General features: G+C 59.2%; 13 protein-coding genes. 6 read left to right on the plus strand and 7 right to left on the minus strand.

What is annotated here, in order from left to right; translation table 11 throughout:
- Positions 1-13: 13 nt before the first annotated feature.
- From BN3796_RS08110 to tsr, 6 genes are all read left to right on the plus strand, one after another.
- On the plus strand, positions 14-850 hold the full coding sequence (locus BN3796_RS08110) for an AraC family transcriptional regulator (RefSeq protein ID WP_061707862.1): 837 nt from the start codon (positions 14-16) through the stop codon (positions 848-850).
- Positions 851-1,000: 150 nt separating this feature from the next.
- Positions 1,001-1,921 (plus strand): dihydrodipicolinate synthase family protein, encoded by a 921-nt coding sequence (locus BN3796_RS08115; RefSeq protein ID WP_061707863.1) that lies wholly within the window; start codon positions 1,001-1,003, stop codon positions 1,919-1,921.
- 16 nt (positions 1,922-1,937) lie between these two features.
- Positions 1,938-3,539, plus strand: coding sequence for an aldehyde dehydrogenase (NADP(+)) (locus BN3796_RS08120; protein WP_061708822.1), 1,602 nt, complete (start codon positions 1,938-1,940; stop codon positions 3,537-3,539).
- An 18-nt stretch (positions 3,540-3,557) separates the two neighbouring features.
- Complete coding sequence (locus tag BN3796_RS08125) at positions 3,558-5,159, plus strand: APC family permease (RefSeq protein ID WP_061707864.1); 1,602 nt, start codon at positions 3,558-3,560, stop codon at positions 5,157-5,159.
- An 11-nt stretch (positions 5,160-5,170) separates the two neighbouring features.
- Positions 5,171-6,196 (plus strand): Ldh family oxidoreductase, encoded by a 1,026-nt coding sequence (locus tag BN3796_RS08130; protein ID WP_061707865.1) that lies wholly within the window; start codon positions 5,171-5,173, stop codon positions 6,194-6,196.
- A 69-nt stretch (positions 6,197-6,265) separates the two neighbouring features.
- Positions 6,266-7,927 carry a methyl-accepting chemotaxis protein gene (tsr, locus tag BN3796_RS08135; RefSeq protein ID WP_061707866.1) on the plus strand — a complete coding sequence of 554 codons (1,662 nt, stop codon included), beginning with the start codon at positions 6,266-6,268 and terminating at the stop codon, positions 7,925-7,927.
- 47 nt (positions 7,928-7,974) lie between these two features.
- On the opposite strand, the gene opgB is transcribed toward tsr, so the two are convergent.
- From opgB to BN3796_RS08170, 7 genes are all read right to left on the minus strand, one after another.
- Positions 7,975-10,266, minus strand: coding sequence for a phosphatidylglycerol--membrane-oligosaccharide glycerophosphotransferase (gene opgB, locus BN3796_RS08140; RefSeq protein ID WP_061707867.1), 2,292 nt, complete (start codon positions 10,264-10,266; stop codon positions 7,975-7,977).
- A gap of 268 nt (positions 10,267-10,534) precedes the next feature.
- A complete protein-coding gene (locus tag BN3796_RS08145) occupies positions 10,535-11,014 on the minus strand; it encodes a DUF2501 domain-containing protein (RefSeq protein WP_061707868.1) in 480 nt (159 codons plus the stop codon).
- 84 nt (positions 11,015-11,098) lie between these two features.
- Entirely contained in the window at positions 11,099-11,836 is a 738-nt protein-coding gene (gene dnaC, locus BN3796_RS08150) for a DNA replication protein DnaC (protein WP_061707869.1), read from the minus strand.
- Positions 11,833-12,378, minus strand: coding sequence for a primosomal protein DnaT (gene dnaT / locus BN3796_RS08155; RefSeq protein WP_061707870.1), 546 nt, complete (start codon positions 12,376-12,378; stop codon positions 11,833-11,835). Before dnaT ends, dnaC begins: the two co-directional genes overlap by 4 nt.
- 106 nt (positions 12,379-12,484) lie before the next feature.
- Complete coding sequence (locus BN3796_RS08160; protein WP_061707871.1) at positions 12,485-13,126, minus strand: TetR family transcriptional regulator; 642 nt, start codon at positions 13,124-13,126, stop codon at positions 12,485-12,487.
- A gap of 66 nt (positions 13,127-13,192) precedes the next feature.
- Complete coding sequence (locus BN3796_RS08165) at positions 13,193-13,666, minus strand: threonine/serine exporter (protein ID WP_061707872.1); 474 nt, start codon at positions 13,664-13,666, stop codon at positions 13,193-13,195.
- Complete coding sequence (locus BN3796_RS08170) at positions 13,657-14,433, minus strand: threonine/serine exporter family protein (RefSeq protein ID WP_061707873.1); 777 nt, start codon at positions 14,431-14,433, stop codon at positions 13,657-13,659. The genes BN3796_RS08165 and BN3796_RS08170 overlap by 10 nt, the downstream gene beginning before the upstream one ends.
- Positions 14,434-14,785: the final 352 nt, after the last annotated feature.

A 14,785-nucleotide genomic window follows, 5' to 3' on the forward strand; every position in this document is an offset into this window, starting at 1 on the left:
GGGAGGAAACACCATGTCCTGTTTTATTGAAGATGTGCCGGAACTGGAAGTGGCGGAACTGAGCCAGATTTGTGAAGGGCTGGCGCGCCAGCGTCCGGAAAATATCCAGACCCTGCTTAACGCCATTTCGCTGATTGCACCGCTGCTGAACGCCATTCCTAACGTTGTTTTCTTTGTGAAAGATTGCCAGGCGCGTTATCTGCTGGTGAATATGACCCTGGCCCGCCGCTGTGGATTTAAGCATGTCGCCTCCTTGCTGGGCAAAACCTCGGCGGATGTCTTTCCTTCTGCCCTTGGCCAGGGCTATACCGAGCAGGATCTGCGGGTGCTGCGGGACGGCGTAACATTGCGCGATCAGCTGGAGATGCACCTCTACAATGGCCGCGTGCGCGGCTGGTGCCTGACGCAAAAGCTGGCGCTGCGCGACAGCTATGGACGGGTGATTGGCATGGCCGGGATCTCCCACGATCTGCAGGAGGCCCAGGCCAGACATCCCGCCTGGCAGCGGCTGGCGATCGTGGACGATCATATTCGCAACCACTACCACCGCCCGATCGCCATGGAGGAGCTGACCGAACTGAGCGGGATGTCGGTGGCGCAGATCGAACGCTACTGCAAACGGATCTTTCACCTGACGCCGCGCCAGATGATCCACAAGGTGCGGCTGGAAAAAGCGACCGAACTGCTGGCGGGCGAGACTCCGATTACCGATATCGCCCTGCAGTGCGGCTATACCGATCACAGCGCGTTCAGCCGGCAGTTCAAGGCGATGACCGGTACCACGCCGCGCGATTTTCGCATGGCGCTGCTTTCCACCTCTGCACCACCAGTGGAGCACGAAACGGTTTAAGCGGAGGTAAGGCCACCGGGCACTATGCTAATTTCGTCATCGCAGGGGAGGAAAACGACCAAGCCGCCATCCTTCTGACGCGTCAATCTGTCAGTGAATATTCACCATTCATTCACTTTGATTTAACAAATTGACGACAAGGAACCGATGATGAGTACGAAAGCAATTCACTGGAGCGGCGTATTTCCGGCAGTCAGCACCCAGTTCCGCAGCGACTATTCGCTGGATCTGGATGCCACCCACGCGGTGATGAAAAATCTGGTCAGGGATGGTGTTTCAGGATTAGTCGTCTGCGGCAGCGTGGGTGAAAACACCTCGCTGACCACCGACGAGAAGCTACAAATTATTGAAGTAGCGAAGGATGCCGCAGGGGGCCAGATCCCGGTTATCGCGGGCGTAGCGGAGTTTACCACCGCGTTTGCACAAAAGATGGCGAAAGAGGCCGAGCGGGTCGGCGTGGATGGCATTATGGTGATGCCCGCGCTGGTCTACTCCTCTAAACCGCACGAAACCGCCGCCCACTTCCGCAGCGTGGCGACCGCTACCGACCTGCCGATCATGGTCTACAACAACCCCCCTATCTATAAAAACGACGTCACGCCGGACATTCTGGCGACGCTGGCCGACTGCGACAACATCGTCTGTTTTAAAGACTCCTCCGGGGATACGCGAAGGTTTATCGACCTGCGCAACGCCGTGGGCGATCGCTTCGTGCTGTTTGCCGGGCTGGATGACGTGGTGGTGGAAAGCATCGCCGTCGGGGCGGAAGGGTGGATCTCCGGCATGTCCAACGCCTTCCCGCGTGAAGGGGAGACGCTGTTCCGTCTGGCGAAGCAACAGCGTTACGAAGAGGCGATGGCGCTCTATCGCTGGTTTATGCCGCTGCTGCATCTCGATGCGCGCCCGGATCTGGTGCAGTGCATCAAGCTGTGCGAGGAGCTGCTGGGTCGCGGCAGCGCGGTGACCCGTCCGCCGCGTCTGGCGCTGGAAGGCGAAACGCGGGCGCAGGTGGTGGCCGTGGTTGAGCAGGCGCTGGCGACACGTCCGCAGCTGCCCGACGTCGGGCTGTGATCGCAGGAGGGTGATGATGACAGAATACGACAGCAATCCGGGACAGCAGTTTATCGCCGGGCAGCGGATCGGCAGTAGCGAGAAATCGCTGATTAGCCTGCGGGCGGAAGATGGCGAAGCCACCGGCTATCGCTTTATGTCCGCCACGCCTGAAGAGGTAAACCAGGCCGCGCTGGCGGCGCAGCAGGCCTTTGCCGACTACAGCCAGACCGCGCCCGACGTACGGGCGCGCTTTCTGGAGACTATCGCCGATGAGCTGGATGCGCTCGGCGAATCGTTCCTGAACCTTGCCAGCCAGGAGACGGCGCTGCCGCTGGCGCGTTTACAGGGCGAGCGGGCGCGCACCAGCGGGCAGCTGCGGATGTTCGCTGGGCTGGTGCGCCGGGGCGATATTTTTGGCGTGCGCATTGATACGGCGATGCCGGAACGCCAGCCATTGCCGCGGCCCGATTTGCGCCAGTATCTCACCGCCCTCGGCCCGGTGGCGGTCTTTGGCGCCAGTAATTTCCCGCTGGCTTTCTCCACCGCAGGGGGTGATACCGCGGCAGCGCTGGCCGCAGGGTGCCCTGTGGTGGTGAAAGCGCATCCGGGACATATGGCGACGGCGGAACAGACCGCTCAGGCGGTGGTGCGGGCAGTTGAAAAATGCGCCATGCCGCCGGGCGTATTTAACATGATATTTGGCAATGAGATTGGCGCCGAACTGGTGAAGCATCCTGCGATTCAGGCGGTGGGTTTTACCGGATCCCTGCAGGGCGGCAGAGCGCTCTGTCAGCTGGCGCAGCAGCGGCCACAGCCCATTCCGGTCTTTGCCGAAATGTCGGCCATCAATCCGCTGGTGATTTTGCCCCAGGCGCTTCGCCAGCAGCCTGAGTCGCTGGCGCAGGCGCTAACCGCCTCGTTTACGCTGGGCAGCGGGCAGTTTTGTACCAAGCCGGGTCTGATTCTGGCGCTGCGCGGCGAAGGCTTTTCGCGTTTTATTGCGGCGCTGAGCGACGCGGTAAACCAGGCGGCGGAGCAGGTGATGCTCAACGCACCGACGCTGGCCCATTTTCAGCAGGGAGTGCGCGCGCTGGAGACGCACGGACAGATCGCGCTGCTCGCCGGCAATCATCAGGTTTCGCCGGGACGGGTGCGGGCACGTCTCTACCAGGCGCCTGCGACGCTGCTGCTTGAAAAAGCGCCGCTGCTTCAGCAGGAGGTGTTCGGTCCGCTGGCGATAGTCGTGGAGGTGGCCGACGAAGCGGAATTACGGGCGGTAATGAACGCGCTGGGAGGGCAGCTCACGGTGACGGTGCAGGCCGATGGCGATGACCTGCCGCTGGCGCAGCGTCTCCTCCCTGTTCTGGCGGACAAAGCCGGGCGCGTGCTGTTTAACGGCTATCCCACCGGCGTGGAGGTGTGCGACGCGATGGTACACGGTGGGCCGTGGCCCGCCACCAGCGATGCGCGCGGTACCTCGGTCGGGACGAAAGCGATTGAGCGTTTTCAACGCCCGGTCTGTTTACAAAACCTCCCTGCCGCGCTGCTACCGCCTGCCGTGCAGGATGCCAACCCCTTAAACCTGCTGCGCCTTGTTAACGGCCAGTGGACCCGGGATGCGATCTCCTCCCGCTGATGACTGAAGGGTAACACTATGACGATTCACTCTACGCATCACACACAGACCCGCGTTGTGGAGTCGGGAAAATTTAAAAAGCAGCTCACCCTGACAGACCTGACCTTTATCGGTCTGGGAGCCATTTTTGGCTCCGGCTGGCTGTTTGCCGCCAGCCATGTTGCCTCTATCGCCGGACCCGCCGGGATCGCCTCCTGGGTCATCGGCGGTATTGCCGTTCTGCTGCTCGGGATTGTCTATTGCGAACTGGGGGCGGCTCTGCCGCGGGCCGGGGGCATTATTCGCTATCCGGTCTTCTCCCACGGCGAGCTGATGGGCTATCTGCTGGGCTTTATCACCCTGATTGCCTTTTCGAGCCTGATCTCCATTGAGATTGTCGCCGCCCGCCAGTACGCGGCCGCCTGGTTTCCGATGCTGACGCAGCCCGGCTCCAGCGCCCCGACGCTGCTCGGCTGGGTGGTGCAGTTTTTGCTGCTCTGCTTCTTCTTCGGACTGAACTACTACAGCGTTAAAACCTTCGCCCGCTCAAATAACATCATCAGTATTCTGAAGTTTCTGGTGCCGCTGGCGGTGGTGATTACCCTGTTCGCCTTCTTCAGGCCAGAAAACCTGCACGTGCAGGGGATAGCGCCGTTTGGTATGTCCGGCGTGGAGGCGGCGATCAGCGCGGGCGGGATTATTTTCGCCTATCTCGGGCTGACGCCGATCATCTCCGTGGCGAGTGAGGTACAAAATCCGCAGCGTACCATCCCCGTCGCGCTGATCCTGTCGGTCGTCCTCTCCACCATTATTTATGTACTGCTGCAGCTGGCGTTTCTCGGCAGTATTCCCACCAGCATGCTGGACGGCGGCTGGGCGGAGATCAGCAAGCAGTTCTCCCTGCCGTATCGCGATATCGCCATTACCCTGGGTATGGGCTGGCTGGCGTTTATGGTCATCTGCGATGCGATCGTCTCCCCCAGCGGCACCGGCAATATCTATATGAACGCCACGCCGCGCGTGATTTACGGCTGGGCCAAAGCGGGCACCTTTTTTAAATCTTTTACCCATATTGATAAGCAGTCGGGGATCCCCCGTCCGGCGCTGTGGCTGACCTTTGGCCTCTCTGTCTTCTGGACGCTGCCGTTTCCCTCCTGGGAGCAACTGATTAGCGTGGTCTCTGCCGCGCTGGTGCTGAGCTACGCCATTGCCCCCGTCACGGCGGCGGGGTTGCGCCGCAACGCGCCGGATTTGCCGCGTCCTTTCCGGGTGCGCGGCTTTGCGGTGATCGGGCCGGTGTCGTTTGTGATCTCCGCGCTGATCGTCTTCTGGTCAGGCTGGGGTACGCTGTCGTGGCTGCTGGGGCTGCAAATCGTCATGTTTGTGGTCTACATCCTCTGTAAATCAAAAGTGCCGGTCCATACTGTCAGCCTGGCGCAGCAGGTGAAATCCTCCCTGTGGCTTATCGCCTTCTACGCCCTGATTATGCTCTTTTCCTGGCTCGGCAGCTTTGGCGGCAGCGGCGTGATTGGCCACCCGTGGGATACGGTGGTGGTGGCGGTGATGTCGCTGGGCATTTACTACTGGGGCGAGCGCACCTGTCTGCCGCAGCCTAACTTTACCGGTGATGAAGAAGAGTAGAGGAGCCATAAATGGAGAAGGTTACGCTCACGTTAGCAGAGGCTTACGCGCTGGCCCGTCAGGTGCTGCGTGAAAATGGATTCAGTGAGGCGCACGCCTGCGTACTGGCGCGTAACGTCACCGACGGCGAGCGTGACGGCTGCCCTTCCCATGGGCTGTGGCGGCTGCTCGGTATCGTCAATACACTGCGCAAAGGGAAGGTCTCACCGGATGCGGAACCGACGATAACGGACCACGCGCCCGCCATTGTGAAGGCGGATGCGGGCGGCGGATTTTCGCTGCTGGCGTTTGAGCGGGCGTTGCCGCTGCTTATTGAAAAGGCGCGTCACAACGGCATCGCGGCGCTGGCGATTAACCGCTGCGTCCATTTTTCGGCGCTGTTCGCCGATGTGGAACCCCTTACGCAAGCCGGGCTGGTGGGGCTGACGACCACCCCCAGCCATGCATGGGTCGCCCCGGCGGGCGGCAGCGCGCCGCTGTTTGGCACCAACCCCATCGCCTTCGGCTGGCCGCGCGGCGACAAATCGCCGTTTATCTTTGATATGGCGACCAGCGCGGCAGCCCGGGGCGAAATCCAGCTTCATCAGCGGGCTGGCAAGGCGCTGCCGGAAGGGTGGGGAATCGACAGCGAAGGCAATCCGACTACTGACGCCCAGGCGGTGCTGAATGGCGCCATGCTGACCTTTGGCGGGTATAAGGGATCGGCGCTGGCGGCGATGGTGGAGCTGCTCGCCGGTCCCCTGATCGGCGACATGACCAGCATGGAGTCCCTGGCCTGGGATGACGGGGCGGGCGGCCTTCCCTACGGCGGCGAGCTGGTGCTGGCCCTCGATCCGACCCGGTTTCTGGGCACCGATGCTGCCGCGCATCTGGCGCGGGCAGAGACGCTCTTCACTGCCATGCAGCGTCAGGGGGCAAGGCTACCGGGCGAGCGTCGCTATCAGGCGCGTCAGCATGCTGGCGAGTATGGCATAACGATTACGCGATCGCTTTATGAGGAGATCGCAGCGCTGGACTGTAAAGTTCCCGGCGCGTAACGGAATTGCCATAAAGTTTTCCTTTTCCAGGCCGAAAATTCTGTTATCTGTCTGATGGAAAGAGAAAACATGTTAAATCGTATTAAAATCGTGACCAGTCTTATGCTGGTCCTGGCAATTTTTGGCCTTTTACAGCTCACATCCGGTGGTCTTTTCTTTAATGCCCTCAAGCATGACAAGGAGAATTTCACCGTCCTGCAAACCATTCGCCAGCAGCAGTCCACGCTGAACGGCAGCTGGGTGGCGCTGCTGCAAACCCGTAACACCCTCAACCGCGCCGGTATTCGCTACATGATGGATCAGAACAATATCGGCAGCGGCGCGACCGTGGCCGAACTGATGCAGATTGCCTCGGCGTCCCTGAAGCAGGCGGAGAAAAACTGGGCCGACTACGAGGCGCAGCCGCGCGATCCGCGCCAGAGCGACGCGGCGGCGATGGAGATCAAGCGTAACTATGATATCTATCACGGCGCGCTGGCAGAGCTGATTCAGCTGCTGGGCGCGGGCAAGATCAACGAGTTTTTCGATCAGCCGACCCAGAGCTATCAGGATGGTTTCGAGAAGCAATACGTCAACTATCTGCAGCAGAACGATCGTCTCTACCAGACTGCGGTTGAGGACAGCAATAGCTCCTATTCTCAGGCGATCTGGATCCTGGTGAGCGTGCTGGCGCTGGTGCTGCTGGTGATTGTCGGCGTCTGGCTGGGCATCCGTCAGGCGCTTATCTCTCCGCTTAACCGCCTCATCGACAGCATTCGCCATATCGCCAGCGGCGATCTGGTGAAGCGCATTGATGTGGAAGGGGCTAACGAGATGGGGCAGCTTGCCGAGACGCTGCGCCATATGCAGACCGAGCTGGTGCGTACCGTTGGCGACGTGCGTAACGGGGCGAACGCTATCTACAGCGGGGCGAGCGAAATCTCGATGGGCAATAACGATCTCTCCTCCCGCACCGAGCAGCAGGCGGCCTCCCTGGAAGAGACGGCGGCCAGCATGGAGCAGCTGACCGCTACCGTGAAGCAGAACGCCGAGAACGCCCGTCAGGCGAGCAACCTGGCGCTCAGCGCTTCTGAAACGGCGCAGAAGGGCGGCAAAGTGGTGGATAACGTCGTCCAGACGATGCGTGATATTGCCGGCAGTTCGCAGAAGATTGCCGATATTATCAGCGTAATCGACGGCATCGCCTTCCAGACCAATATTCTGGCGCTGAACGCCGCGGTCGAAGCGGCTCGCGCGGGAGAGCAGGGACGCGGTTTTGCGGTGGTGGCCGGAGAGGTTCGTAACCTGGCGCAGCGCAGCGCCCAGGCGGCACGGGAGATCAAGAGTTTGATCGAGGACTCCGTGGGCCGCGTGGAACTGGGCTCGACGCTGGTGGAGAGCGCCGGTGAAACCATGGGTGAGATTGTTAACGCCGTTACCCGCGTGACCGACATTATGGGCGAAATCGCCTCTGCCTCTGACGAGCAGAGCCGCGGTATTGACCAGGTGGGGCTGGCGGTGGCCGAGATGGATCGCGTTACGCAGCAGAACGCCTCTTTGGTGGAAGAGTCCGCCGCCGCCGCCGCCGCGCTGGAGGAGCAGGCAAGCCGCCTCACCCAGGCCGTAGCGGTGTTCCGCATTCAGCAGGAGCAGAGCCAGGCGCGCGGCGCGAAGCCGACGCCAACGCCAGCCCCGGTGATGACGCGTAAAGCGGTGACCGCCGACGCGGGCGATAACTGGGAAACCTTCTAAAAAAAAGCGCCCCGTTCAGGCGGGGCGCGTGCTGTTAGCCTTTCGAATTACCCTTCCGCTTTGACGATTTTAATCTCCACCATCCCAATGCCTAACTGACGCGGCGAATGGCCGAGGATATTCCCCTCGTTGGTGGACTGCGGGTCCGGCGGGACAATCACCAGCGTGTTGCTGCGCGACGGGTTATCGAAATGCAGCGTAGTGGTGGAGACCGCGTTGCCGAGCGTCAGCGTCTGCTCCATGTCACCTACGCGTACCGGAATTGGCTTATTAGCGTTCGGGCCGTAGGCTTTCGCGGTGATCACCAGATCGAATTTCTCCGGCAGCGGCTGGGTGTACTCGATTTTGACCTCTTTTCCGAGCTGGGCGTTGGACCAGCGTCCCCAGGTTTCCGGGCGGGAGATGCCGCTGAACTGCTTCACCTCTTCCGGCGCGCCGGCAACGTTAAAGACGAAGCTGTCGGCTTTATAACGAATGTCGTTATCGACAATTTTCAGCATATCCACGTTGCGTTTGTAGCGGTCGGTATCAATGACCGTATCCCTGAACGCGACTTTGCCCTGCCACTGGCTTTTATCAACCCGCTGCACCTTCTGTTCACCGCCGAGCTGTCCCTGGGAGACGCACCAGTCGGTGGAGAGCGCCAGCGGCTGCGACCAGAGCTGGCCCATCTTGTAGCAGCGATCGACCCAGACGAAGTTATCGCGCGGCGCGAAGTCCGCCAGCTGGAAACGCAGCGGCGCGGAGTATTCGCTCTCCGGCAGCGGCTCGACGCGCTTGTCGGAGACCCGCAGCAGCAGCGGCAGGCGGAAGTGAGTGCCGGAGAAGGCGATCATCCCTTTCTCCTCATCAATGGTGAAATCGTTGATCGCTTTCGGGAAGTTCCACAGGCGGATAATCTCCGGCTTCCAGGCCAGCACCTTCTGCTTCATGTTAAGGAAAACTTCCGACAGCGACTGGCCCGACAGGGTGCTGCGTCCCAGCCCGATAAAGTTGTCGCCGCCGAGGATATCCAGCACCGTCGCGCCGTTATCCATGGTGTTGCGCCGGGTGGCGATTGTCTCCTGCTGAGGTTTGTCGCCGCGCAGAATAAAGAACAGATTGTTGCGATCCTGCTTGTTCAGCGCCTCCCAGGCGGTGTTCTTCATCGCCAGATGATCTGAGGAGACGACAATCACCGTATTTTTAAAATAAGGCGAGGCTTTAATCTTTTCGATAAGCGCTGCGATATGCTGCTGACTGCAGGTGACGGCGCTAAAGGACTGGTTGGTTTTACCCTCCACCTCATAACTTTTACGCGTGCAGGTGCGGGAGATAAACCCGTCCGGGTGGTGAGTATCTACCGTCAGGGCAAAGAGCGAGAAGCGCTTGCCGGAGCGGGAGAGCGTCTCAAATTTTTTCCAGACCTCATCCAGCACCGTGTCGTCGTAAAAGCCCCAGTCGTTGCGATAGGCGGGATCGGCGACGGTGGTTTTCAGCTCCTCGGCGCCGTAGAGATGATCGAAGCCGTGGGACTTCAGAAAGACATCCTTACCGGCAAAACGCAGGTTGGCGCCCTGCATAAAGTAGTTTTCATAGCCGGAATTTTTCAGGATATCGCCCAGGCAAATATTGTGCGGGAAGAAGCTGGAGACCGACGCGGAGGCGTTCCCCTCGAAGGGGGCAAAGAGCGGAATGCCGCACTGAGAGGCCACCATCCCGGCAATAGTGTAATCGGTACCCGGTAGTTGAGCCGTATGGCTAAAATCCAGCCCCTGATTTTTCAGCGCGCCCAGCTCCGGCGTCAGGTCAGGGAAGGCGTCGTTATCAAAGTAGGTGCGTTCCAGACTCTCGCCGTAGATATAGACCAGGTTGAGCTTCGGAGCGGGGATCTGCTTTGCCGGCTCTTTATAATACGCGGCGAAATCGGGATCGCCGTCGCGCGACTGGGATTTCACCAGCTCGGTGATCTGATGAAACGCCGGGCTGGCATCTACGGAGCCCAGCGCCAATAGCAGGGCCAGCAGGCTGTAGCCCATATGGCAGGGATGATGGCGACGGCGGCGCAGCACCCAGCCCAGGGCGCCGAACACCAGCACCAGCGCGACAACCAGACCCAGACCAGGAAGTATGTACTTACTAACCCCGGCGCCGGTCAGGCTGTTGGTGAGAGTATAAAGTACCGCGTCGTTAATACCGTCGCCGGTAAAGTAGTCGCTGGCGTAAAGGGTGATGTTCAAAATAATAAAAATGCCCAATACCAGCAGCGTGGCGAGAAACCACCAGGTATTGCGGCCCGCTTTCCAGGCATAAATGCCGGCAGAGGCCAGAAAAAGGGCAAGGGAGAGAAATTCGGACAACAGATTATCCTCAACAACGCCAGTCGCTTAGCTGGCTTACTGATTATTTCAGGTAGACCAATTTAATGGCGATGCCATATTGCTGCAATTCTAGTGTCACGAAAATGTGCTGTTGTTAGGATTTGGTTTATAAATTGCAAACTTTGAAGGCGCTCGCATCCCGGAAGAGGGGAAAGCAGGCAGAGGCGGGCAGGGGAAATAACGCTTTAGCGCCGCGCGGGGCGGGTAACGCACAATACGCGGCGCAGAAAGCGGTAAACGTGCAGGATCAGGAGAGGAAGTTGACGCCCTGCTTAAGTACCAGATCGCAGGCTTTGGTTTTGACCTGTTTCGCCAGGGAGGAGTTGCCAAGCGTGGTGAGATTAAGCTGCTGGCCGTTCTGCGCGTTGAGCAGACCCTGGATCCCCTCCAGATAGTTGGTGTCCTCTTTTTGCTGCTGAGTGTCCATTCCCAGCTTGCCCAGCACCTGGTTTTTAACGTTTTCCGCATCGGTCACCGACGCGAGCTTCTGTTTTGCGCAATATTCCAGAATACCGGCGGCGTTGTTCATGGTGCCTGCGCTCAGGCTCTGGCTGCTGTTACCGAGCAGGCCGGCCAGGGAGGAGGCGCTCAATCCGCCGCTCTGGGCGCTGCTGCCGGAGAGTTCACTGGCGGCGCTGGAGAGAGATTCCTGCCAGGAGGCGGCGCTGGCGGCACCGGTGAGAAGCAGTGCGCCCAGTGTGGCGCTGAACAGAAAGGCTTTTTTCATAGTGACTACCCTGCGATGGCCCTTATGGGCTGAATAGAGCCTCAGTATATCCCGCGAACGGGACACGCTATCCCTGGAAATATCCTAATACTCTTTGCCCGTTACGCGGCTGCGGTAGCTCTCCCAGTCAAAAATCACATACAGGCTGTTGCCAAGCTTCATGCGATCCATTACGCGTTCGCCCAGCAGACGGGTCATCTCCTCGATGTTGTGGTTGGTCAACATCCCGGTGGGGCGTTTGGAAGAGGAGCGACGATCGACGATCTGGTTGATGATCACCTTTTCGTAGCGCGATTCGGTTTGTACGCCGATTTCGTCAATGACCAGCAGGTCGACGTTACTGAGATCGTTCAACAGCTGCTCTTCGCTGGTCTCCCGGTTGCCGAAGGTATCTTTCATGGCTGACATAATATCCGCCACGGTGATAATCAACACCGACTTGCCGCGCAGCAGCAGCTCGTTGCAGATAGCGGCGGCGAGGTGATTTTTACCGGTGCCCGGTTTGCCGCTGAAGATAAAGCTGGCGATATTGCCGTCAAACTCATCCACATACTGACGGGCGGCGGTCAGGGCATTCATCTGCCCCTGCGTCTCCACCTTGTAGTTATCAAAGGAGCAGTTCTGATGCAGCGGTCGGATACCCGAGCGGTTAAAGGTGCGCTGCATTTTCATGGCGCGGTTTTCACGCGCCAGGGCGGCGGCGCGGATAGCCCCCTGTTCTTTCTGCCAGGCCAGCAGCTCTTCGCCGGTGGTAAAGGCGGGCTTAACGTTGGGGGGCATCATCTTTTGCAGACGTTTCATTAAATCGCCGACATTTTTCATTTAGCACCTCGGAACCCCTGGGGGATCTCTCTGTCCGGTTGTGAAAAAGCGTTGATATCGCGTTTAGGCTGGCCGCCATTGCCGGCGCGCCCTATCTGCACGCTGCGGGCCAGCTTTTGCTGCCACTGGACGTGATGGAACACTTTGCCTTCCGCCTGCCAGTAAGCGACAAACGCCGCCAGCTCCTCAGGGGTGACCGGCTGCGTCAGGGCGATGCCCCACAGCCCCGCCAGGCGGATAAAATCATCGTCCGGCTTCCAGCCCGCGTACATGGCAAATTTGCCCATCGGCACGGCGACAGGGACGGCGGCTGGCTCTTCATAGAATTGCGTATCCAGCGTCACGTCGCTGGCCGGACGGGCGAGACGCGCCTCCAGCTCCAGAAGCGTTGCCAGTCGTTCGGGCGTGATGGCGTAAAACGCGGGCGCATTGTCGGCAAAGACGGCAACGGTGCCGCCTTCGGCATGGGACAGCGCGCCGCGCGGATCGCGCATAAAGGCATCAATACCGACGACGGTTGGGGTCAAGATTCTGGAAGACATAAGACGTTCTCTGCTGAATTACCGGGGGCATACCTGGAGATTAGGATACCACAGAGAGGCGAGGGATCGCAGGAGAGATCCCGCGCGGTTTACCCCGGATACCACACTAAGGACAGGTATAACGCAGAGCCACCTGAACCGCCATTTTTCGGTAATGCTGGCGCTGGGCCTGCTCATCCGCCCCCTCCTCAAACAGCAGGGTAAAAGTGTAGCTGTTGGCGACGTAGTGGAAGCTAAAGCTGCTGATGAGACGATGCAGGTCGCGCGCATCCACGCTCTGATTAAAGAGCTGCTTCTCTTTACCCCGGCGCAGGATCGCCTCCAGCAGCTCCAGCGCGCTGCGGTTGACCTGGCGTAAGGTGTCCGACTGCTGCATAAAGCGGCCCCGCTGCATGTTCTCCATGCAGATAATGCGAATATAGTCGGGGTGATCCGCATGATAGTCGAACGTCGCCTCGACCAGTTGTACCAGCGCTTCCACCGGTGGCATACCGGCAAGGCTGAGACGTTTTTCGCTGGCGCGGATCTGGGTGTAAACATACTCCAGCGCCTGCAGATAGAGGTTCTCTTTGCTCTTGTAGTGATAGACCACCATCCGCTTGGTGGTGCCCGCCTGTTCGGCGATCTGCTCCATGCGCGCGCCGTTCAGCCCGTATTCGGCGAACTGCGCGATGGCGCTGTGAAAAATTTTTTCCTTCAGGCTGGCATCGTTGTTATGGCCGGAAAGTTCGCTGCCGGGGTTCGCCACATTCGCTCCTTACGTCATCAGACGGCATGAGGCGATTATCTCCACGGCAGCGGAAGAACACAAATTTCAGACGCGGGGACGTTTACGATAGAGCCAGAGTCCCGGAATCGACAGGCCGACGGAGAGCGCGCCGACGATGGAGGTTGCCTTTAGAAAATTGCTTAGCAGCAGGATCATCTGCGGCTCGCTATAGCCGAAGTGGCTGATTTTTACCGCTGAGATCATGGCGGTATAAGCCGATATGCCCGGAAACATCGGGATAACCGCGGCGACGGTAAAGACTTTCGGATGCGCCAGATACCATCGCGACCACTGAATGCCGATGGTGCCCACCAGCATGGCGGCGATAAAGGTCGCCCACTCTACGTTAAAGCCGGCGGTCATCATCACCATGCGCGAGCCATGGCCAATTGCCCCCAGCAGAGCGCACCAGGGCAGGGCGCGTTGCGGCACGTTAAAGACCATCGCAAAGCCGACGGCGGGTATGGCGGCCAGCACCATATCCTGCGCCAGCGCCAGGAGAACAGAGGTTATGCCCATCCGCGCAGCCCCCAGAGCGTCATCGCCATTACCACCCCGATGCAGGTGGCGAGGGTTAACATGCTGGCGATCGCCCAGCGCGCCAGCCCGGTATTAATGTGGCCCTTAAACATATCGGCCACCGCGTTAATCAGCGGAAAGCCCGGCACCAGCAGCAGCACGCTGGCGGCCATGGCGATAGTCGGCGTCTGGGCGAAAACGGGCAGCCGCAGCAGCAGGCCGGAGAGGGTAGTGGCGACAAAGGCGGCGAGGCAAAAGTTGATCTGCGGGTGCATCTGGCGCTGGGTCAGAAGCTGGCGCACATACATGGCGACAGCGCTGGCGCAGAAGGCGACCAGCGCACCGTCCCAGCCGCCGTTATTAAGCTTGCAAAAGCAGGCGCAGGAGAGCCCGACCATCAACACGACCAGCCAGCGCGGATACCGCAGCGGCTTAATACTGGCAAAGCGTTTTTCCACCTCCCTGATATCCAGCAGCTTATGTTCCGCCATGATGACGATGTGCTGAACTTCGGTTACCACGTGCATATTGATGCCGCGATCGTGGTTCTTACGGGTGGAGGTAAGGCACTGGCCGTTCTGAATGGTGGTCAGGACAATGGCGTTCGAGGAGATGGCGCTCTCCACGCTATCCATCCCCAGCGCCAGCCCCAGCCGGGTAGAGAGTTCGTCCACCAGCGCACTCTCCGCGCCGTGCTGTAAAAGAAAAAGGCCACACTGGATGCAAAGCCGCGTGACGGCGCGCTGTGTTGACTGATCTGCCTGCATAAATAGCCCTGTAGTGAGAACGGCCAAACGATCCGTAGGGGTACTTGTAACATAAAGCGGGGCTGCTCTTGCCCCGGGCCAGATCAAGATTTATGCACTCTGCCGTGGCGGGCAAAACGACAAAGAATGATTGAATTAATGAATGATTCAGAATGAATAATTGAATTTTAGTATTTAGTTTTGCTTATTTTAATTTTAAATGAGTATTGTTTAAATAATGCTGTCAATTATGAGATATTAACCCTCGACTTGGGCGATTCTTAGCTTAACCACTAATTGCTGAGGGAATACCTTTTTAAAGAATTAACGTTAAGGGAAGAGGCCCGTTTTTATAAGATTGCTTCAGACATGA

This window comes from Pseudenterobacter timonensis, from assembly GCF_900021175.1.
Taxonomy (GTDB): domain Bacteria; phylum Pseudomonadota; class Gammaproteobacteria; order Enterobacterales; family Enterobacteriaceae; genus Enterobacter; species Enterobacter timonensis.